The sequence below is a fragment of the Corynebacterium afermentans subsp. lipophilum genome (genome assembly GCF_030408375.1).
In the GTDB taxonomy this organism is placed as follows: Bacteria; Actinomycetota; Actinomycetes; order Mycobacteriales; family Mycobacteriaceae; genus Corynebacterium; species Corynebacterium lipophilum.
Genome location: NZ_CP046530.1, coordinates 35,455 through 55,421 on the forward strand (window position 1 = coordinate 35,455; position 19,967 = coordinate 55,421).

Annotated in this window: 14 protein-coding genes, 1 tRNA gene and 1 pseudogene; 7 read left to right on the forward strand and 9 right to left on the reverse strand. The window is 64.7% G+C overall.

The genetic code is table 11. From position 1 onward, the window contains the following. Window positions 1-263 precede the first annotated feature (263 nt). The 5 genes from CAFEL_RS00135 (at window position 264) to CAFEL_RS00155 (ending at window position 6,073) form a co-directional block, all read left to right on the forward strand. Window positions 264-1,214, forward strand: coding sequence for a methylenetetrahydrofolate reductase (locus CAFEL_RS00135; RefSeq protein ID WP_194559944.1), 951 nt, complete (start codon window positions 264-266; stop codon window positions 1,212-1,214). Next, complete coding sequence (metE, locus tag CAFEL_RS00140; RefSeq protein WP_194559945.1) at window positions 1,211-3,469, forward strand: 5-methyltetrahydropteroyltriglutamate--homocysteine S-methyltransferase; 2,259 nt, start codon at window positions 1,211-1,213, stop codon at window positions 3,467-3,469. Before CAFEL_RS00135 ends, metE begins: the two co-directional genes overlap by 4 nt. A gap of 220 nt (window positions 3,470-3,689) precedes the next feature. Beyond that, window positions 3,690-4,655: a DUF559 domain-containing protein gene (locus tag CAFEL_RS00145; protein WP_194559946.1), complete on the forward strand. Its 966-nt coding sequence runs from the start codon at window positions 3,690-3,692 to the stop codon at window positions 4,653-4,655. Window positions 4,656-4,809: 154 nt separating this feature from the next. Continuing rightward, window positions 4,810-5,331, forward strand: coding sequence for a peptidylprolyl isomerase (locus CAFEL_RS00150; RefSeq protein WP_194559947.1), 522 nt, complete (start codon window positions 4,810-4,812; stop codon window positions 5,329-5,331). Between the two features lie 73 nt (window positions 5,332-5,404). After that, window positions 5,405-6,073 carry a rhomboid family intramembrane serine protease gene (locus CAFEL_RS00155; RefSeq protein WP_194559948.1) on the forward strand — a complete coding sequence of 223 codons (669 nt, stop codon included), beginning with the start codon at window positions 5,405-5,407 and terminating at the stop codon, window positions 6,071-6,073. A 220-nt stretch (window positions 6,074-6,293) separates the two neighbouring features. Here the strand turns inward: CAFEL_RS00155 and CAFEL_RS00160 are convergent, their stop codons facing one another. The 9 genes from CAFEL_RS00160 to CAFEL_RS00200 form a co-directional block, all read right to left on the reverse strand. Beyond that, the gene (locus CAFEL_RS00160) at window positions 6,294-7,703 is read right to left on the reverse strand and encodes a hypothetical protein (RefSeq protein WP_194559949.1); all 1,410 of its coding nucleotides are present in this window, start codon (window positions 7,701-7,703) and stop codon (window positions 6,294-6,296) included. A 359-nt stretch (window positions 7,704-8,062) separates the two neighbouring features. Then, window positions 8,063-8,338: a cell division protein CrgA gene (crgA, locus tag CAFEL_RS00165; protein WP_194559950.1), complete on the reverse strand. Its 276-nt coding sequence runs from the start codon at window positions 8,336-8,338 to the stop codon at window positions 8,063-8,065. A gap of 42 nt (window positions 8,339-8,380) precedes the next feature. Further along, window positions 8,381-10,456, reverse strand: coding sequence for a Stk1 family PASTA domain-containing Ser/Thr kinase (gene pknB, locus CAFEL_RS00170; RefSeq protein WP_194559951.1), 2,076 nt, complete (start codon window positions 10,454-10,456; stop codon window positions 8,381-8,383). Continuing rightward, a complete protein-coding gene (locus tag CAFEL_RS00175; RefSeq protein WP_194559952.1) occupies window positions 10,457-11,998 on the reverse strand; it encodes a serine/threonine-protein kinase in 1,542 nt (513 codons plus the stop codon). Continuing rightward, on the reverse strand, window positions 11,999-13,453 hold the full coding sequence (locus tag CAFEL_RS00180) for a penicillin-binding transpeptidase domain-containing protein (RefSeq protein ID WP_194559953.1): 1,455 nt from the start codon (window positions 13,451-13,453) through the stop codon (window positions 11,999-12,001). Further along, the gene (locus CAFEL_RS00185) at window positions 13,450-14,802 is read right to left on the reverse strand and encodes an FtsW/RodA/SpoVE family cell cycle protein (RefSeq protein ID WP_194559954.1); all 1,353 of its coding nucleotides are present in this window, start codon (window positions 14,800-14,802) and stop codon (window positions 13,450-13,452) included. The genes CAFEL_RS00180 and CAFEL_RS00185 overlap by 4 nt, the downstream gene beginning before the upstream one ends. Further along, window positions 14,799-16,154 (reverse strand): PP2C family protein-serine/threonine phosphatase, encoded by a 1,356-nt coding sequence (locus CAFEL_RS00190; protein ID WP_194559955.1) that lies wholly within the window; start codon window positions 16,152-16,154, stop codon window positions 14,799-14,801. The genes CAFEL_RS00185 and CAFEL_RS00190 overlap by 4 nt, the downstream gene beginning before the upstream one ends. Continuing rightward, window positions 16,151-16,600 carry an FHA domain-containing protein FhaB/FipA gene (locus tag CAFEL_RS00195; protein WP_194559956.1) on the reverse strand — a complete coding sequence of 150 codons (450 nt, stop codon included), beginning with the start codon at window positions 16,598-16,600 and terminating at the stop codon, window positions 16,151-16,153. Before CAFEL_RS00195 ends, CAFEL_RS00190 begins: the two co-directional genes overlap by 4 nt. 10 nt (window positions 16,601-16,610) lie before the next feature. Next, complete coding sequence (locus CAFEL_RS00200) at window positions 16,611-17,495, reverse strand: FHA domain-containing protein (protein WP_063938651.1); 885 nt, start codon at window positions 17,493-17,495, stop codon at window positions 16,611-16,613. A gap of 179 nt (window positions 17,496-17,674) precedes the next feature. Here CAFEL_RS00200 and CAFEL_RS00205 point away from each other — a divergent pair. Both CAFEL_RS00205 and CAFEL_RS11265 read left to right on the forward strand, forming a co-directional pair. Next, window positions 17,675-17,758 (forward strand) — tRNA-Leu (locus CAFEL_RS00205). A 1,129-nt stretch (window positions 17,759-18,887) separates the two neighbouring features. Beyond that, window positions 18,888-19,949: pseudogene (locus CAFEL_RS11265) on the forward strand (DUF6923 family protein); the annotation flags it as partial. Between the last annotated feature and the right edge of the window lie 18 nt (window positions 19,950-19,967).

The following is a 19,967-nucleotide window of genomic DNA, read 5'->3' on the forward strand; positions in this document are numbered from 1 at the left end:
CGCGGCCCAGGGTAGCGAAATCCGCCGTGCCTGCTCGGAAACCGGGGAGCGCCCCACACCACGCGGACCAAGCGTTACGCAAAAGTGAACAGCTTGGTCCGTTTTGCGCGATTAACATTCACGATAAATAACCCCGTACGCAGCACAGACGGCACTCAAAACCGATGACGCATTGTGGCGGCTACGTGGCGTCAATAAGTTTCAAGGCACCGTTTAAACACGGTGCAACGAAACACATCAACCCAGCCGAGAAAGGTCCTGCCATGTTCGAAGCCTCTCCTTCGACCAGGCTTTCCGCCTCGGCGCCGCTGGACCGCGAGGGCTCGCAGCTGATCCGCCGCCCCCGCCCGAAACGCCAGCGCACCGCCCTGAGTTTCGAGATCATCCCGCCTCGTCCCACGGACGACCCGGAGAAGATCGACCAGCTCATCGCGGGCCTGGCGGAGTACAAGCCGGATTACGTCTCCGTGACCAGCTCGCGCCGCAGCGAGTGGCTGGAGGGCACCGCCGCCGTGATCTCCCGCATCGCGGAGACCACCGATCTGCGCACCATCGCGCACCTCGCCTGTACCGCGGGCACGCGCGATGAGATGGCGGAGTGGGTGCGGGTGCTTATCGACGCCGGCGTCCGCGGGTTCCTCGCCCTGCGCGGGGACCTGCCGGAAGAGGGCCTGCCTGCGGACCACCTGCAATACGCCACGGATCTGCTTAACCTGATCCAGGACGTGCAGGAGGAAGAGGCGTTCCGCCTCGCCGCCGGCAAGCTCGCGCTCTCGGTGGCCTGCTACCCCAAGGGCCACGAGGAGTCGCGCAACTTCGACCACGACCTGGACGTGCTGTTGACCAAGCAGCGCCTGGGTGCGGATTTCGCCATCACGCAGCTGTTCTTCGAGGCCCAGGACTTCCTGGATTTCGTCGAAGTGGCGCGGCTGGCGGGTGTGCGCATCCCACTGATCCCCGGCATCATGCCCATGACCTCGCTGAAGCGTGTCCGACGCATGGGGGAGTTGTCGGGGCTGGAGGTGCCGGTAGGCGTCGAGAAGCAATTGCTCGAAGCGGACGACGAGTACGAGGCCGGCATGCAGCTCACCGCCAACCTGGCGCGCGAGATTCTGGATGCCGGCGCGGGCGGACTCCATGTGTACACGCACAACAACCTGCAGGTCACGCGGGACTTTTTGGACCGCATCGGAATAGATAAAGGACAACAATGACCACCTTCCCCAAGGCCACCATCGAGGGCTACCCCCGCATCGGCGCGAACCGCGAGCTCAAGCGCGCGCTGGAGAGCTACTGGGCGGGCCGTATCGACGCTGAGACGTTCCGCTCCACTGCACGCGCCCTGCGAGTGAACAACTACAACCACCTGCGCGACCTCGGCCTGACCGAGGATTACGCCATCCCGGCGGACGTTGCGCTCTACGACCAGGTGCTCGACACCGCCCTGACTGTCGGCCTCGTGCCGGGCGGGGTGGACCTGGACGAGGAGTTCGCGCTCGCCCGCGGCAACGACACCCGCGTGCCGCTGGAGATGACCAAGTGGTTCGACACCAACTACCACTACCTCGTGCCGGAGATCGAGGCCGGCCAGGAGATTAAGGCTGTGCCGGAGCGCATCCTGCGCATCGTGGAGGAGGCCGCCGAGGCCGGCCACAAGGTCCGCCCGTTCCTGGTCGGCCCGGTCACGCTGATCGCGCTGTCCAAGCCGGCCGAGTGGTCGCTGCTGCCGTCGCTGGTGGAGGCGTACACCGAGGTCTTCGCCGCGCTGAAGGACGCCGGCGTGGAGTGGGTCCAGATCGCCGAGCCCGCCGTGGTGGCCGACCTGTCCACCCCGGACGCGGAGATCGCCTCCTACCTGCGCGAGGCTTGGTCTGCTTTGCTGGGCCGCGAGACCCGCCCGAACGTGTACCTGACCACCCCGTACGGCTCCGCCCGCGAGGCCCTGCCGGTGCTCGGCGAACTGGGCGTGGAGGCGCTGCACGTGGACCTCTCCCCGTGGACCCTCGAGGCCGACGCCGGCTACCCAGAGCGCGTGCGCGAGGCGATCCCGGCCGAGACCCACCTGGTCGCCGGACTTATCGACGGCCGCAACGTCTGGACCGCCAACCTCCGCGAACGCACCGAGGTGCTCGAGTCCCTGGGCCGTTCCGCTGATTCGGTGTCCGTGTCCACCTCCACCTCCCTGCAGCACGTGCCGCACACCCTGAAGGCCGAGCGCAACATCCCGGTCGAGGTCGCCCCGTGGCTGGCGTTCGCCGACGAGAAGCTCGCCGAGATCCAGGCGCTTGTCGCCGGCTCGGACGAGGCCGTCGAGGCGTTCGCGCAGTCCGACCGCGCCGTGCGCACCCGCGCAGAGTCCACCACCATCCACAACTCCGCCGTCGTCGACCGCGTTGCCGCTCTGCCGGAGGGCGTCGTCAAGCGCGAGCCGGCGTTTGAGGAGCGCAATAAGGTCCAGCGCGAAGAGCTCGGCCTGCCGACGCTCCCGATCACCACGATCGGCTCCTTCCCGCAGACCACCGAGATCCGCAAGGCGCGCGCGGACCACCGCGAGGGCACCCTCTCCGACGCCGAGTACACCGAGGCGCTGAAGACCGAGATCAAGCAGGTCATCGAGCTGCAGGAGGAGATCGGCCTGGACGTCCTCGTCCACGGCGAGGCGGAGCGCAACGACATGGTGCAGTACTTCGCCGAGCTTCTCGACGGCTTCGTGGTCACCGAAAACGGCTGGGTCCAGTCCTACGGCTCCCGCTGCACCCGTCCGCCAATCGTGGTCGGCGACGTCTCCCGCCCGGAGGCCATGTCCGTGGAGTGGTCGGCCTACGCGCAGTCTCTGTCCGACAAGCCGGTCAAGGGCATGCTCACCGGCCCGGTGACCATCCTGGCCTGGTCCTTCAAGCGCGACGACGTGCCTTTGAGCGTCTCCGCCGACCAGATCGGCGTCGCGCTCGCCGACGAGGTCGCGGACCTGGAGAAGGCCGGCATCAAGGTCATCCAGATCGACGAGCCGGCACTGCGCGAGCTGCTCCCGCTGCGCGCCGACGACCGCGCCGCCTACCTGGACTGGGCCCAGCGCGCGTTCCGCCTGGTGTCGTTGAACGCCAAGCCTGCGACCCAGATTCACACTCACCTGTGCTACTCCGAGTTCGGCCAGATCATCGAAGCCGTCGCAGGCCTCGACGCGGATGTCACCTCCATCGAGGCAGCCCGTTCCAAGATGGAGCTGCTCGAGGACATCGACGAGACCTTCCACTCCGAGATCGGCCCCGGCGTGTGGGACATCCACTCCCCGCGCGTGCCCTCGGCCGAGGAGATCGCCGGCCTGCTGCGCGCGGCGCTGAACCACGTGCCCACCGAGCGCCTCTGGGTCAACCCGGACTGCGGCCTGAAGACCCGCGGGTACGCCGAGGTCGACCCCTCCCTGCGCAACCTGGTCGCGGCGCGCGACGAGGTCGTCGAAGGGCTCTAGGTTCGGCTGGCGCCGCGCCGCGCCGGGCGGGGCGGAGCTGACGTCGTCAAGCAATAGTCCCCGCCCTCCTTGCCCTCGCCGCCCTCACCCCGCGAAAGTCGAGTACGGGAGGTCGAGTACGCCCTCTATTCGGGCCGGACTCGACCTCCGCCGCTCGACTTTTGGCGGGGCTCTTTCGTTTCCGCTGCCGACGCTGTACCGTGAGCGAAACGGGGGGAATATGAACAGGAAAAAGCTAGCGCAGCTGCTGGTTAGACCGGGGGAGTCGGACCGGCAAGCGTGCATCAAGTTATCCGCGAACAAATTCATCGCAGAGGTGGAATGGTCGCGGCTGAAACACCACGAGCAGGAGTTTCTCAGCTGCTACGCCGTCGGCGCCGCGAGCCGGAAAGCGGTGCTGGTGGGGCGCTCCGCCGCAGTCGTGCACGGCCTGTGGACGCTGCCCGCCCCAAACGCGCCCGTCCTGCTGGCCATCCCGGGGCAGAAACCGCCCGCCAGGGCAAGCTGGCCGGATGGAGTCGAGTACCGCAGCCTGCGCATCCCCGAAGAAGATGTGGTGGCCATCGAGTGCGCGACGCCCGGCGACGTCCTCCGGTTAACCAGCCCCGTTCGCACAGCCGTCGACGTCGCGCGCCTGCACGGGGTAAGAGCAGGCGTGGTCGCGATGGATTCCTTGTTTGTGGGCAAGCCACCGCTGGAGCAGGAACGCATCCAGGCCGAACTCCACGCGACGATCAAGCGGCTGGCCGGCAAGAAGGGGATCGGGCGGGCACGGCAAGCGTTGCGCTGGTCGTCCACCAAGTCCGAGTCGCCGTACGAGTCTCTCCTGCGCGTGATCCTGCGCGAGCGGAACATCGTCGTCCGCGAGCAGATGTGGATTGGCCGTTACGTGCGCCCGGACCTGCTGTGGGGGCAGCTGGCGATCGAGATCGACGGGCTGGTCAAGACGGCGAAGAAAGACGAGGAGGCGGCGAAGAAGGTGTCGCGCGACCAGCTCCTGCGCGAAAACTGGTTACGGAAGCAGATCTACGAGGTCGCCCGCTTCGAGCCGTTGGATATTCTCCGGGACGAGGAGGCCTGCGTCCGGGAGATCCTGGAGCTCAAGGCCCGCTCCGGTCTCTTCGGCGAGCCGAAAGTGCCGGCCACGGTGTTCAGGCCCGTGCATGGGGAGCACTGGCGGAGGTAGGGGCGCTATACGCCGCCGGAAGTCGAGCGGCGGAGGTCGAGTACGGCACCGAATCCGGGCGTACTCGACCTCCCGGACTCGACCTTTAGGGCGGTGAGCCCAACCCCGCACCCGCCCACACCCCGCGCGGCGGAACCCGCGTACCCTGGAGCGTATGACTCAAAAGACTCAGACGATGACTCTGCATACCAATCACGGCGACATTGTGATCGACCTGTTCGGCAACCACGCGCCGAAGACGGTCGAGACGATTACGGGCCTGGCCACCGGCGACCAGGACTACTCCGCCAAGAACGCCAAGGGCACCACGGATGGCCCGTTCTACGACGGCGCGATTTTCCATCGCATCATCCCGGGCTTCATGATCCAGGGTGGCGACCCGACCGGCACCGGCACCGGCGGCCCGGGCTTCCAGTTCGCCGACGAGTTCCACCCGGAGCTGCAGTTCGACCGCCCGTACCTGCTGGCCATGGCTAACGCTGGCCCGGGCACGAACGGTTCCCAGTTCTTCATCACCGTCGACGCGACCCCGTGGTTGAACAACCGCCACACCATCTTCGGCGAGGTCACCGATGAGGCCTCGAAGAAGGTCGTCGACGAGATCGCGAACGTGGAGACCGGCCGCATGGACCGCCCGGTCGAGGATGTCGTGATCGAGTCCGTCGACATCGCCTAAGCCAAAAGCGCCACAAGCGCCACAAGCGCCGCGCCCCCGCCACCGTGCGGGGGCTTTTTCGTACCCTGATCCCATGCCCACTCTCCGCAACTTGCCCCGCACCGCCCCCGCCACGACCGCGATCACGGCGATCTGCACGCTCGTCTTTTTCGTCGCCGCGCTGCAGGCTCGGTCGCTCACGGACGTGGTGTGGGATTCGGCCGTTGGCTCCAGCACCATCCTCTACGGCCCCGAGGTGTACGGCGCGGGCTACCTCCGCGCGCTGACGGCCGGTTTCATGCACTTGGATGTCACGCACCTCTTCCTGAACATGTTCATGCTGGTCCTGGTGGGTGCGGAGGTGGAGCGCTTCCTCGGCTCTGGTCCGTTTGTGGTGGCTTGGGTCGCGGGGGTCCTTTGGGCGTCGGCAAGTGTGCTTGCATTCAGCTTTACGACGCCCACGGCCGGCGCTTCCGGCGCCCTCTACATGCTGATGGCGCTTTTGATCGCCATTGCTTTTCGACGTTCCACCGACCTGCGCGCGCCCCTCGCCCTGGTGGCGGTGAACGTGGCGTACACGCTGCTCAGCCCGGGTGTTTCGCTGTGGGGGCACCTCGGTGGTTTGGCGGCGGGGGCGGTGATGGCGTGGCCGTTGACGTCGCAAAGTATGCGCACCCGCTGGATCACGGCAGGCGTCGCGCTTGCCGCGGCGTGTGTGGCGATTTGGGCGCTGACGATCCCGTCGACGCTGCCGGTGTACTAGTTATCCACAGTGGTTGTCCACAATGTGGATAACTACACGCGTGTAACTCCTCGAACGACACGTCGAACGGCCAAAATGACACGCCGACGGAACCTGGCATTTTCGAAAGAAAACCAGCACATTTCACAGCCCTGTGGAGTTGTGCACAGAGTTATCCACAGGTGTGGATAGAAAACGCCCGTTGAGCCTGAACTCAACGGGCGTTATCTGGCGGGGAGTGTTAGAACACGCCGCGGATCTTCTTGCCAAAGTCGGAGACGGTCACGTCGCGGGAGTCCACGTCCTGGTCGTTGTAGAAGGAGGTGTCGCCAGCGAGGCGGCCGGTCTGGGTGACCTTCATGTAGTTGTAGAGGCGGCCTTCCTTGGTGTTGCCGTCGCCGAAGGAGAATGCGCCCAGCAGCATCTCGTCGCCTGCGAGGATCGGGTTGGACAGGGTGACCTCGAAGGTGCGGATGCCGCGGTCGTAGTCGTAGCCCAGGTCGCGGATGTGGGTGCCGTTGTACTGGGTGGTGGTGATCAGGCGGTCAACGCCCTCCGGGCCTGCCTCGGTGCCGACCTCGACGCGGAAGGTTAGGGCCGGGAACTCGCCCCAGTAGCGCTTCGCGCCGGTGTTCTTCAGGCGCAGTGCCACGGAACCAGCGGCGCCGGGGACCTTCCAGGAGGAGGCGGTGAAGTACGGCTGCAGGTCCAGGTCGCGCTGGGCATCTGCCTGCTTATCGACGACTTCGTTGACCTCGTCAGCAGCGTTTTCCTCGACTTCGTTGATGACCTCGGCACCTTCGTTTGCGATGTCGTTGTTGGTCACGTCGGTGGCTTCGTCGTTGTCGACCGCGGTGACGTCGTCAAGGTTTGCGCCCGTCTCGATCTTCTCGACGTCCTCGTTGTACGCCGGGTTCGGGTTCTCCACGGTGTCGGTGACCTGTGCGCCCTTGTTCGGTGCCCAGGAGCCGGCCGGGGTGGAGTAGTTCTTGACGCGGACCTCGTTCTTTACCGGCATGTTGGCGATCCAGGCGGTCGGGGTTGCCCAGGTGCCGTTCGGGCGGCAGCGCTGCTGGGTACCGGTCATGGTGACGGTGCGGAAGCCGTAGGTTGCCTCGCCGGTGTTGCCAGCCGGCACGTCGTACGGGCCGATCTTCTGGCCGACGGACCAGGACAGGGAACCGGAGACGTCCCAGCCCAGGGACTTAGCCAGGGAGTAGCCGATGTTGCCCTGCAGGCCGTCCTTGGAGCCGGAGCCGCCGAGCGTCAGGGTCTCCGTCTTGGAGCCGTTGACGGAGGCGGAGATGGTCTGGGTGCGCGACAGGTCCTGGGACAGCGGGATGGCGTTGTCGGACAGGTTGGTGGTGGAGATGGTGCCCACCGGCAGGAAGTTGTCCTTCACCTTGTAGACGATGGTGCGGTAGTCCTCGGTGGAGTTGCACACCGGGCGCGGGTTGAGGATGTTGGCCTTCAAGTGGTCCGAGCCGCGGTAGGTGTGGATGATCGGCAGCGCGGAGTTCGTTGCCGGGGTCTCCGGGTAGGACTCTTCGAAGGTCTGGGCGGTGGCGGTGATGCCGGAGCCTGCGATTGCGACAGCGGCGACGGCTGCGATCGCGGCCTTGGCAGCACCAGCGATGCGGGATGCGCGCATTTGGCGTTCCTTTCGGGGAAACAATTGTGGATTTTTCAAGGGACGGGCTTCTCAACCTCTCAGCGAGGAGCTCTCATATAACACCTAGTCACTTGCCAAGGAAGTGTCATAATATTGTTGAACAATCCACCCATTCTGGGGTCAAACTAAAGTAGTTGTCATGTCACAAAAGCCTGGTTGCCAGCATTATCACTGACTATTTAGTGAAAACCCCGTGCGCAATCTATCGGTCTATTTAAATGCAGTCATGTGTCGCTCAAAACCGGCCGCGGACGTCTAACCCCCAACAACGCAAAAATCGGATTGTGGCAAATATTTGCCACAATCCGATTTCACACATCCCCCCGGAAAAGTGGGGGCTATCGCCAACCCATGGTCATCAGCAGACCCAGGATCATGCCGGCGAAGCCGATGGCGTAGTTCCACGGCCCGAGCTGGCCGAGCCAGTCGATCTGGTCGCCAGCGAGGTAGTAAAGGATCAGCCAGGCCAGGCCGAGGAGCATCAGCCCGAACATGATCACCTTGTACCACATCGGGGTGCCGCCGGTGTTGACCTTCACCGGGGTGCGGGTGGTGCCGGCGGAGGTGCTGCTAGCTGGGCGGATGGGGTCTTTAGTTACTTTTGCCTTAGGCATGTGCGCTCCCTTAGTGTGTGCGGGCCATAGCGTCGTCGACGCCTAAAGCCCTAGCTCGCGCTGCACGTTGCGCAGCGCGGTGTTCGCGTTCTGGGGTTGAACTGTATCAGCCTGCCGTGCGGCCGCGTTATTCTGCGGAATGAGTTTGCCCGCATCGAACTTCCACAGGTTGTAGCCGATGGCCTGGTCCTTGCGGATGGTTTCGCCGGCGGCGACTTCCTGGTGGCCGATCAGCCCGTCGTCGACGAGCGCGCCGGTGGGCACCGTCGGGCCGGGCACGAAGCGGCCGTTCCAGCCGGCGTCGTGGAGCACCTTTTCGGCCTCTTCGGGGCTCTGGCGGGTGATTTCCGGCATTTTCATGAGCATGCCGTTGGAGACGCGCAGCTCGATGGTGGTGCCGGACTCGACGTCGGTGTTTTCGCCGGCGACGGCGAGCACCTGCCCCTCTGGCTTGATCGAGTCCACGCTGGTGACCGTGGATCGCAGCTGAAGGGAGGACAGGGTTGCGGTGGCCTGCTCGACGTTGAGGCCCACCAGGGACGGCACCTGCACCATTTCCGGCCCGGAGGAGACGGTGATGGCGATGCGCGAGCCCTTGGCAATCTGGGTGCCGCCGGCGGGCTGCTGCGACGTGATGACGCCTTCTTCGATGCTGTCGGAGGATTCGCGGCGCACGTTGGGGTTGAGTTCCAGCCCGGCCTTCTTCAGCTCTTCGATGGCTTCTTCGGCCGTCAGGTTGGTCACGTCCGGCACGTCCGTCATTTCCTTGCCGGAGGAGACGGTCAACGTGATCTGGGTGCCGCGCTTGAGTTCGGAGCCCGCGGCGGGGTTGGTGGAGATGACGTTGCCGCGCTTGATCTCGGGGCTGGGCTCTTCCATCACGGAGACTTCGAAGCCGAGGTGCTCGAGTTCGCGGACGGCGTCGTTGCGCGGCATGTCCACGAGTTCGGGTACGGGCACCATTTCCTCTTTGACCACCTCAGCGCTGTCGTTGTTCGCGGAGAAGTAGTCGTAGACGAACCAGCTCACGGCCACTGCGAGCAGCAGGCCGAGCAGCGCGGAGAGCCACTTGAGCCAGTTGGAGGAGGTTTTCTCGTTGGCGGCGCGGTGGTCGGCGTAGCGCGTGTGCCCGGAGGCGGATGCTTCTCTGCGCACCACAGGTTCGCGCACCACGTCCCCAACCACAACGGTGTGGTCCTGGGACGGCGAGTCCACGGCGTGGGAGCCTGCGTCTTGTTCGGCGGCGGCGAGGTGGTTGCGGGCGGCGGTGGTGACGTTGCCGCGCTCTAGAAGCGCGAGGTCAGCGCCCATTTCGTCGGCGGTCTGGTACCTGTCGGCGGGATGTTTCGCCATCGCGGTGAGGATGACGGAGTCGACGTTGACCGCCTCGTTGTCCGACAGCGGCGCGGCGATGCGCTCGGACGGCGGCACCGGGTCTTCCTGCACGTGCTGGTAGGCCACGGCGAAGGGGGATTCGCCTTCGAACGGCGGCACCCCGGTGACGGATTCGTACATCACGCAGCCAAGTGCGTAGACGTCGCTGCGCGCGTCGGCGGCTTTTCCGCGGGCCTGCTCGGGGGAGAGGTACTGTGCGGTGCCGATGACGGCGGAGGTTTGCGTCATGGCGGAGGTGGAATCATCCAACGCGCGCGCGATGCCGAAGTCCATGACCTTCACGGCACCGGTGTTGGTGACCATGATGTTGGCGGGTTTGATGTCGCGGTGGATGATGCCGGCGTCGTGGCTGGCCTGCAGCGCCCGGGTGACCGGCAGCAGCAGTTTGGCTGCGCGCTCGGGGGACAGCGGCCCTTCGTTGCGCACGATGTCGCGCAGGTTCATGCCGTGGACGAGCTCCATCACGATGTAGGGCACGTCCACGCCGGAGGTTTCCACGGAGCCGGTGTCGTAGACCGAGACGATGTTGGGGTGGTTTAAGCGCGCGGAGTTTTGCGCTTCGCGGCGGAAGCGTTCGCGGAAGTTTTCGTCGCGCGCCATGTCGATCTTCAACATCTTCACGGCGACTTCGCGCCCGAGGGACACGTCGGTGGCGGCATACACGTCCGACATGCCGCCGGTGCCGATGATGTCGCCGAGTTCGTACCGGTCCGCGATCAGCATTTACCTGCCACCTCCGAGCAAGCTATCAAGGTTGGGCAATTCTACCGCAGGGGCCGGTGAGTTCGTGTCCTCGGGCTGATTGCCTATCGACGTCGCGCCTTCCGGTGTTCCAGCCTGCTGCGTAGGAGTCGCCGCGGACGGCTGCTCCGGCACCTCAATCTCGGCGGACGGGGCGGACGGCTCCGCAGGGGCCGGGGCGTTGTCGGCCTCGGACTCCTCGAAGCGCAGGGTGCCCGGGTTGCGCGGCTCTGTGACCGTGGTGCGCTCGCGCTCCGTGGTGGTCTCGGTGACCGGCTCTTCTTTCTCTTCCTCCGGCGTCGGCGTGGTCGCGCTCATGGTGGGCCGCGGTGTGGTGGGGGTGCCGCCGCCGGTGAAGCGGTCGAACACGCCCTCGGTGTACGCCCAGGCCGCGCCGCCGGCCAACAGCGCGAGCAGCAGGATTACCGAGATGATCGGCCCTGCCTTGGAGGACTTCTTCTCCGGTTCGTGTTCGCGCGGCGCTGGTGTCGCGGCGCGGGAGGGGGCGGGGGGAGCCGGAGGACGTCGAGAAGCAACGGCTCTTGCTGCGGACGGCGGGTAGGCGCCCTCCGGGCGGGAGGTGCGCTCCTCGGCGACGCTGGCCAGCATCTGGGTGGATGCGGTCGCGGACGGCTCGGTGGCAACCACCTGGGTGTGGCCGCCCGGCTGGGCGGGGCGCAGGCCCTGGCGGACCTGGGAGATGGCCAGCTGGAACTCGTTGCCGTCGCGGAAGCGCTGGCCGGGGTCCTTGCGCAGCGCGATCTCGATGAGCTCGCGCGCGGGGGCAGAGACCGAAATGGGCAGCGCGGGCGGCTCGGCGGAGACGTGCGCGAGCGCCACGGACACGGAGGAATCGCCGGTAAAGGGGCGTTTGCCGGAGAGCAGCTCGTAGCCCACCACGCCCAGCGAGTACACGTCGGACGCCGCGGTGACCTTCATGCCCTGGGCCTGCTCGGGGGAGACGTACTGGGCGGTGCCCACCACCATGCCGGTGCGGGTCAGAGGCACGGCCGCGGCGGCCTTGGCGATGCCGAAGTCCGTGATCTTGACCTGCCCGTGCTGGGTGAGCATGAGGTTGCCCGGCTTGATGTCGCGGTGCACCAGCCCCATGCGGTGGATCACGGCCAGGCCGTGGGCGGCCTGCTCGAGCACGTCGAGCGCTAGCGCCTCATCCAGCTGGCCCTCGCGGGCGATGAGGTCCGCGAGCGACTCGCCGCGGATGTACTCCATGATGATGTAGCAGACGGTGGAGCCCGCGTCGGTGTCTGCCTCGCGGTAGTCGTAGGTGGCCACCACGTTGTCGGAGTTGATGCCCTGGGCGGACAGTGCCTCGTTGCGGAAGCGGGCGAGGAACTCCGCGTTGGAGCTGTACTCAGGCCGCAGCACCTTTATGGCCACCTCGCGCTCGTTGGCAAGGTCGTCTGCCAGCCACACGGTGGACATGCCGCCGTGGCCGATGATCCACTGCAGCTGGTAGCCGTCGCCGACGAGCTGTTGCAGGTCCTCGCGGTTTTCGGTGTTCATCTACTCTGCTCCTTCCACGGGTGCGGGGGCGGCGGGTGCTGCGCGCAACACGGCGCGTCCGATCGGTCCGGCGACTTGGCCGCCGGTAGCGGCCTCGCCGAGGTTGCCGCCGTTTTTTACCACCACGGCAACGGCGACGTCCTTGGCCGGGTCGAACGCCACGTACCACACGTGCGGGGCGGCGCCTTCGGCGTGCTCGGCCGTGCCGGTCTTAGAGGCGAAGCCGTTGCCGTCGTAGCCGAAGGTCCACCGCTCGGACGCGAACATCAAGTCCGTGATCGTTGCGGCTTCTTGTTCCGTTACGGCCTCGTTCAGCTCCACCGGCTCGGTTTCGTGCAGGACTTTGCCGTCGGCGTTGCGCACCTGCCGCACCACGTGCGGTTCCATGCGCTTGCCCTTATTCGCGATGGTCGCAGACATCATCGCCGCCTGCAGCGCAGTCATGGTCACGTCGCGCTGGCCGATGGCGGACTGCGCCACCTCGGCCCCGCCGGGCAGCTCGCCCAGCGAGCCGGCGGCGTTGGGCAGGCCCAGGTTGTAGCGCTCGCCGACGCCGAAGCGGGCGGCGGCGTCGCGCAGCGCATCCGGGCCCATAGCAAGGCCCATCTGTACGAACGCGGTGTTGCAGGACAGGGCGAACGCGGTGCGCAGCGGCACCTGTCCGCCACCGGCGCAGGCCTGGCCGCCGTAGTTGGTCAGCGGGATGTTGTCCGTGCCCGGCAGGATCGTCTGCGCCTCGCCGGTCAGCGGCGACTCCGGCGTGAAGCCGTTGCGCAGGCCCGCGGCGGTGGTGACGATCTTGAAAATCGAGCCCGGTGGCAGCTGCTCCTGCGCCGCGTGGTTTAGCAGCGGATTCGCGGGGTTGCCGGTGGCTTCGGCCCAGGCGCCCTCGGCGGTCGCCGGGTTGGCAATGCCGTTGGGGTCGAAGCTGGGGGTCGAGGCCATGGAGAGCACTTCGCCTGTCGACGCCCTCACGGCCACCACCGCACCATCAAAGCCCGGTTTGGCCAGCTGGTCGTACGAGAAGGCCTGCAGGTTCGGGTCCAGGGTCAGGTCGACGGTGTCGCCCTTTTTGCCGTCCTCGAGACCGGTGCGCAAGAAACGCGAGGCGGTGCCGGAGTCGCCGGTGAGATCGCCGTTGTAGGTGGCCTCCATCTGGGAGGTGCCGAACTGGTCGGAGACAAAACCGACGATGGGCGCGAACGAGAACGGCATGTTGGGGTAGGCGCGCTGGTAGAAGCCGGTTTCCTCGTCGCGGTGGCTTTGGGCCAGCACGGTCTCGCCCGCGACGATGTCGCCGCGGTTGGTGCGCTTGAGGTCCATGAGGATGCGGGAGTTGTGCTGGTTCTGTGCGTACTCGTCTTCGCGCAGGCCCTGGACCACGGTGAAGTTGACCAGTAGTGCCGCGATCATCAGCAGCGCGACCACGGCGCCGTAGCGGATGGACTTGTTCATCGTGCACCCACCGCCTCAGGACGCGCGGTGCCGGCGGCCACGGCGTCGTAGTTCGCGGGGCGGTTGGCGCTGTTGGAGATGCGCAGCAACAGGCCCAACAGGATGTAGTTGGCCATCACAGACGAGCCGCCGGCGGACATGAACGGGGTGGTCAGGCCCGTCATGGGCAGCATGGCGGACACGCCGCCGGCGACCACGAAGATCTGGATGACAATGGTCAGCGCCAACCCGGACGCGAGCAGCTTGCCGTAGGAGTCGCGCGCCTGCATGGCGGTGCGGAAGCCGCGGGTGATAAACACCGCGAACAGGCACAGCACTGCGGCGATGCCGACAAAGCCCAGCTCTTCGCCGATGGCGGCCAGGATGTAGTCGGAGTGCGCCACGGGCACCAGTTCCGGGTGGCCGTAGCCCAGACCGGTGCCGGTGATGCCGCCCCAGCTCAGGCTGATCAGGGCGTTGGCGGGCTGGTTGCCAATGCCGTCGAAGTCCGCGAACGGGTCGATGAAGTTGGACACGCGCTCCTGGATCTTGGAGCTGACCTGGTAGACGGCGTAGCCGCCAACGGCCACCAAGCCCACGCCGATGAACAGCCAGGACGCGCGGCCGGTGGCGAAGTAGACCATGCCCAGCACGGTGGCGAATAGCAGAAGCGCCGGGCCGAAGTCGTTGGAGATGGCCATGATCAAAATCGCGATCGCCCACACCATAAGAATCGGGGCGAGGTCGCGGAGGCGCGGGAAGGTCATGCCCAAAAAGCGCTTGCCGGCCACGGTGAACAGGGCGCGCTTCTGGGCCAAAAGTTGGGCGAAGAAGATCAGCAGCAGGATCTTGGAGAACTCGCCCGGCTGGATGGAAAACGGGCCCAGCCACAGCCAGATGCGCGCTTCCTCGTAGCCCGGGGGTTGCGGCCACACCAGCGGCAGGGCCAACAGGATCAGGCCCACCAGGCCCAGCAGGTAGGAGTAGCGCGACAGGGATTTGTGGTCGCGGATGACAATCAGGGTCAGCACCATCAGCCCCACGCCGACCAACGACCACAGCATCTGGCGCTCCGCCAGCGGCCCGTAGCCGGGGCGCTCGGCCAGGTCGAGGCGGTAGATCATGACCAGGCCGACGGCGTTGAGCAGCGCGACTACAGGCAACATCACCTGGTCCGCGTACGGCGCCAGAAAAGCGATGGCCACGTGCGCGATGGCGTAGACGCCCATGAATCCGCCGATGATGTAGAGCATTTCGGTGGACAGGGTGCGCCCTTGGCTCGTCTCTAAGCCGAAGAGCATGAGCGCAAGGAGCCCTGTGGCGAACAACAGGAGGAGCAGCTCGCGGCTGCGGGATACTAGGCGGCTCATCGCACCTCCCGGCAGGTGTCTTCCTCGGCGCTCTTCTTGTCCGTGCAGGCCGGCAGCGCCTCATCCGCCAACTCATTCAGCTTGGCTAATACGTCGTCGTAGGAGCCGGTGACGTCTTCGACCTCGCGCTTGTCCTTGGGCAAATCGGAGGTGGAGAAGATGCTGCAATCGCCCGGTTTGGAGTCCTTGGAAATCACGCGCAAATCGCCCTTGGTGTTCAGGCAGGCGCGCTGGATGTTCTCGGTTTTGGTGTCCGCGAACAGGTTGTCGCGGGTGGTGTGCTGCACCACAAACTCGCCGGAGTCCTGCACCTTTAGCGCGTACTCGTCGGTGGCGCGGGACTGCGACCACAGCACGCCCGCCACCGCGAGCACCAGCAGAAGCACCAGCGTTGCGACGACCCAAGGCCATACCGACGACGGCTGCTTCTTCCCGCCGCCGCTAGTGTGGTCCTCCTCGTCGTCGGAAGCGTCCGCGTCCTGGAGCTTTGCCCGGTTGTGGTCCGGGGTGATGGTCTCGGACTTGCGCAACAGCGCTGCGGCGCGGGACGCCGCGGAGTCCGGGTGGGAGGACTCGTAGCCCGGGTCCAGCGCGCCGGCCTTGACCACGGCGTGGTTCTCGCGGGCGTTGTTCTCGGTGGCCTCCACGACCTCCGCCACCACGACGGTGACGTTGTCCGGCCCGCCGGAGCGCAGCGCCAGCTCGATCAGGCGGTTCGCCGCCATCTCCGGGGTGCCGTCGCCGAGCGCGAGCTGGATGGTCTGCTGGGTTACCGGGTCGCTCAACCCGTCGGAGCACAGCAGCACGCGGTCACCCGGCTGGACCTGGATCAGCTCCAGGTGCGGCTCCACGGCCCGGCCGGTGTACGCCTTCAAGATCAGGGACTTCTGCGGGTGCGAGGAGACGTCCTCGGGCGCGAGTTTGCCGCCGTCCACCAGCGACTGGACAAAGGTGTCGTCGACGGTGAGCTGCCGCAGTTCGCCGTCGCGAAGCAGATAGCCCCTGGAATCGCCCACGTGGATCAGGCCGAGCTCGCGGCCGTTGAACATCGTCGCGGTCAGGGTGGTGCCCATGCCGGCCTGCTCGGGGTGCTCGGCCACAGACGCCTCGATGGAGGCGTTGCCGTCCTCGGCCGCCGCGCCCAGAAGCGCGAGCATGTCGGCGTCCTCGGGGTCGCGGTCCAGGTGCTCCATGTGCTCGACCATGAGCTGGCTGGCCACCTCGCCGGCGGCGTGGCCGCCCATGCCGTCCGCAAGCACCAGCAGGTGCGGGCCCGCGTACGCGGAGTCCTCGTTGTTGCCGCGGACCAGGCCGCGGTCGGACACGGCCACGAAATCTAGCGCGAGCTTCACGGCATCAGCCTCACAATCGTGCGTCCCATCTTCATGTCCGTGCCCACGGTCACCCGCTCAGGCTGATCAATGCGCACCCCGTTGACGAAGGTGCCGTTGCGCGAATCCAGGTCCTCCACGAACCAGTCGCTGCCCCTGCGGAACAGGCGCGCGTGGCGCGAGGAGGCGAAATCGTCGCCCAGCTGGAAATCGTTGTCTCCCGCTCTGCCAACAGTCAAGTCTTCTAAGCTGGCAATTTCCATGTGGGAGCCTTGCAGCGGCCCCTCAACTACCGCAAGGGTGCGCGCTTTCTCCCTGGGGGCGGGGGCGGAGGCACTTGCTTGACGACGCACCGCGCCACCCGCCGACACCACATCCTTCCTCTGCGTCCACATCACCAGGAAAATGAACACCCAGAGCAAGGCCAAAAGGCCGAAGCGGGCGCTGAGGATCACCGTCGAGTCCATGGCATCCCTTCTACGGGCGGAAATATTCGGTGCTGGGGTGCGCCACCGAGTCCGTGAACTCCGGCTGGTTGGCGCTGGCCTGCGGCTGGTCCTCGCCGCCGATGATGCGGACCTCAATGCTGGAATGACCCAGCGTGATCACGTCGCCGTCCGCGAGCATCCAGTTCTCCACCGGCTCGTCGTTGACCGTCGTGCCGTTGGTGGACTGCAGATCCACCAGCACCGCCACCTGGCCGTCCCAGGTGATCTCCGCGTGCTGGCGCGAGACGCCGGTGTCCGGCAGGCGGAAGTCCGAGTCGTTGGAGCGGCCCAGAATGTTGGAGCCCTCGTGCACCAGGTAGGTGCGCGACGAGCCGTCTTGAAGCAGCAGGCTCACCGTGGCCGCATCGGTGTCGGCAGCGGCCTGCGGCTGGTTGGCGTTAGGTTCGGACATTGCATCCTCCTTCAATTGCGAGCGCGAGGCCTTGCGCTTCTTCGGCTCCGCCACAATGGCGTCGAAGCCGCTGACCACATCCGGCATGGTGTCGATATACGAGGACACCCGGAGCTGGCCAGTGCGCAAACCCGACTCCTCCGCGATACGCACAACAACAGGGCCGTCGAGGAACCACTGCTTGTTGCGCACGTAGCGCATAAGTTGATCGGCGAGGTCCACAGGAAGATCGCGGTTCTGCGACAGGTTCTCCAAGTCCTTCGAAGACACACCCACCGCGTACACGTTCGGGGCGACATACTCGTCCCTGTCCGTAACCACCAGCGAGTCCTGGGCTTCTTGCTTGACCAGCTCCTCAACCTCTTCAGGCACAACCTTGCCGCCGAAGAGCGCCGCCATGGAATTGTCCAAGCCGCGCTGCAGGGAACTATCCAGCTTTGCCAGCCTGTCCATCACTGCCATTTCCTGCGCACCTCCTTTCTTCACATCAGAATTTAAGTAACCCGGACAGTATAGGTGCCGCACCCGACACGACCTATCCGCGCAGCGTGTCGGCCCCGTTATAGATACGGGGTAAAAGGTGGTGTGCGCTGGCGATTTGTAGTTTTTGTGAGGTGCGTTCTATATTAATCAAGTCGCCCGCCCGGGTGGCGGAATTGGCAGACGCGCTGGCTTCAGGTGCCAGTGTTCGCAAGAACGTGGGGGTTCAAGTCCCCCCCCGGGCACAACATGTTGTCTCGAGACACCGTTCCTACGGTGTCTCGAGATTCTTCGTTTTCGGAGTGCCCCGGGGCGGGGTGATTAGTAGGGTTCGGAGTGGTTGTGGGGGCGAGATTCCTGTGGGATTCGGCGGACAGCTGGTTGCCCCGGGCTCGGTGGGGTGCTGCCGAGGTGGGCTGATGTGGCGTGAGGCTGTCGTGGCGTTGCTTCGCGGCCTCAGGGAAGCGCAGGCAGGGGCCATCGCTTTTCGACGAGCGTTCCGCTGGTGCCCGGGGCCGATGCGAACGAGGTGCGGAACGATGTCTCGTGACATGGTTTTTCGCCGCCGTGGGGCAATCCCGGCAGCAGATGTGCCCACCGGAACGATGTGGTGAGACATCCCCGCAGGATGAACCGGAACGATCTCATGAGACATGCGGAACGATGTCACCGAACCAGACACCCCCGGGCACAATGTGTTGTCTCGAGACAATCGTTCCTACGGTGTCTCGAGATTTTCGTTTTTGAAGTGCCCCGGGGTGGTCAGTGGGGTTTACCCGTGAATTCTTCCAACGGTTAACAGGCGAGAGGGTGCAAGCGAAAAACCGCTCGCAAAAACCTTGCAGGTACATTGCCTCTGGATTAATGTTGCATGTGTTTCCGCTGCATAACCCCCTTGAAGGAGTCTCCGTGAACGACCGCAGAAAAAATGTGCCGAAGCGTAGGCAGCTTCGCAGATTCGGTACCGCCGCAGCTACGATCGCACTGGCTTTGGGCCAGGCTGTAAGTGTCGAATTGCCGACGCTCGGGGCGGCTCAAATCGCGAACGCGGCATCCTCGAACATCATCCAAAATACCGAGAATGTAGTGAAAACGAGGGTCAAAAATTCTTGGCTCGCGCTTTTTACGGTGAATCACATAAGCGCATCGTCGGATGGGAGAATTCAGGGTTTTCGCCTAGATGCACCGCAGGGCGAAAAATTCCTCAATTCGGGAACCTACACCGTCGAAATTCAGGGGCAGGCAATCCCGATGAAAGTCGAACCATATGAGGATTCGAGTGGCAGTCACCTTTTAGCCACGCTTCCGAGCCCGGTCACCTTGAGGCAATCTGACACCGTTTTTGTTAAATACCAGGGAAGTGATCAGGATGCGATGCCTTCTCAGATCACTGGATTTGAATATTATTTGGCGCCAGTTGCGCATAGCCGGCAACCGCTGAACCTCACGAACGCTTCGGGCGGGGGAGACCCGCTCTTCAGCACTGAAGATGCTTGTGTAACCGGCGGCGAGGTGGAGAAGACTGATGTAACTACGTGGATCTCCACTAGTTATTTCGGCCAGAAAACCACCACCCAAACGGCACAACGCAATCGGACGTATATCCGATACCGTGACATCGGATCTTCCGAGTTCACGGAGCTTCCAAAGGGAGACTCTGACTGGGTCTACAACTCGCTCGCGTATAACCCCGCCGACGGCTACCTCTACGCCATTTCCCAGGACAGGCCCTTAGACGGCTCAGATGCGAGTTACTGGAGTAGGAATATCGACCCGAGCCGAATCTACGGCACCCTTTTGAGGATCAGCCCAGTTACTGGCGAGGTTGCGCCTGTGGGTGAAATTAAGTTGGGTTCAAACCTGAATGACCCAATCTTTGAGCAAGACGCCCATGCTGGTTTCACCAATGGTGCTTTCGACGCCGACGGTAACTATATTTTTGCAAACAATGCGTCAAATGGCAGTGGGCGCATTTACCGACTTTCTGGGTCTGTTGGAGAAGATAATCTATGGATCCCCTCCAACAATTCATCGTACGTCACCGCAGAAGCTACAACGCTTTCAGGAGCACGCCCCCAGAACTCCAATGACTGGGCGTTTGCCGGTCTTGAGCAAAGTAAGTTCATCTGGTCGATTAGCTCCACTTATGATAAATCGGCACCCCGGAAACAGACGCTGTTTAGAACCGACACCGAGTCCGGAGTGACCGTTTCTTGGGATATCACCGACCTCGGTTTGCCAAACGGGGCGTACGGCAATGCATGGACCTATGGCAACGGAAATTTGGGGTTCAGTGAAAACAGCGCTGCTAAAGCGTTCGAGATTCACGTAACGAATCCTGAGATTGAGCTCACGGGCAGTAATGACGAAAATAAGTCTCAGGTAGTGGCATCGCTTGTGGGCACGGAAGAAAATTTCCCGACCGGATACAACAATGACGCAACTACAAACGCG

What these genes read in the sequence shown, in the direction of transcription:
- CAFEL_RS00135 (WP_194559944.1), top strand. Translation starts at nt 264, where the DNA reads ATGTTCGAAGCCTCTCCTTCGACCAGGCTTTCCGCCTCGGCGCCGCTG.
- CAFEL_RS00180 (WP_194559953.1), bottom strand. Translation starts at nt 13,453, where the DNA reads ATGAACAAGTCCATCCGCTACGGCGCCGTGGTCGCGCTGCTGATGATC.
- CAFEL_RS00195 (WP_194559956.1), bottom strand. Translation starts at nt 16,600, where the DNA reads ATGGACTCGACGGTGATCCTCAGCGCCCGCTTCGGCCTTTTGGCCTTG.
- CAFEL_RS00155 (WP_194559948.1), top strand. Translation starts at nt 5,405, where the DNA reads ATGCCCACTCTCCGCAACTTGCCCCGCACCGCCCCCGCCACGACCGCG.
- CAFEL_RS00150 (WP_194559947.1), top strand. Translation starts at nt 4,810, where the DNA reads ATGACTCAAAAGACTCAGACGATGACTCTGCATACCAATCACGGCGAC.
- pknB (WP_194559951.1), bottom strand. Translation starts at nt 10,456, where the DNA reads ATGCTGATCGCGGACCGGTACGAACTCGGCGACATCATCGGCACCGGC.
- metE (WP_194559945.1), top strand. Translation starts at nt 1,211, where the DNA reads ATGACCACCTTCCCCAAGGCCACCATCGAGGGCTACCCCCGCATCGGC.
- CAFEL_RS00200 (WP_063938651.1), bottom strand. Translation starts at nt 17,495, where the DNA reads ATGGCAGTGATGGACAGGCTGGCAAAGCTGGATAGTTCCCTGCAGCGC.
- CAFEL_RS00160 (WP_194559949.1), bottom strand. Translation starts at nt 7,703, where the DNA reads ATGCGCGCATCCCGCATCGCTGGTGCTGCCAAGGCCGCGATCGCAGCC.
- crgA (WP_194559950.1), bottom strand. Translation starts at nt 8,338, where the DNA reads ATGCCTAAGGCAAAAGTAACTAAAGACCCCATCCGCCCAGCTAGCAGC.
- CAFEL_RS00175 (WP_194559952.1), bottom strand. Translation starts at nt 11,998, where the DNA reads ATGAACACCGAAAACCGCGAGGACCTGCAACAGCTCGTCGGCGACGGC.
- CAFEL_RS00185 (WP_194559954.1), bottom strand. Translation starts at nt 14,802, where the DNA reads ATGAGCCGCCTAGTATCCCGCAGCCGCGAGCTGCTCCTCCTGTTGTTC.
- CAFEL_RS00145 (WP_194559946.1), top strand. Translation starts at nt 3,690, where the DNA reads ATGAACAGGAAAAAGCTAGCGCAGCTGCTGGTTAGACCGGGGGAGTCG.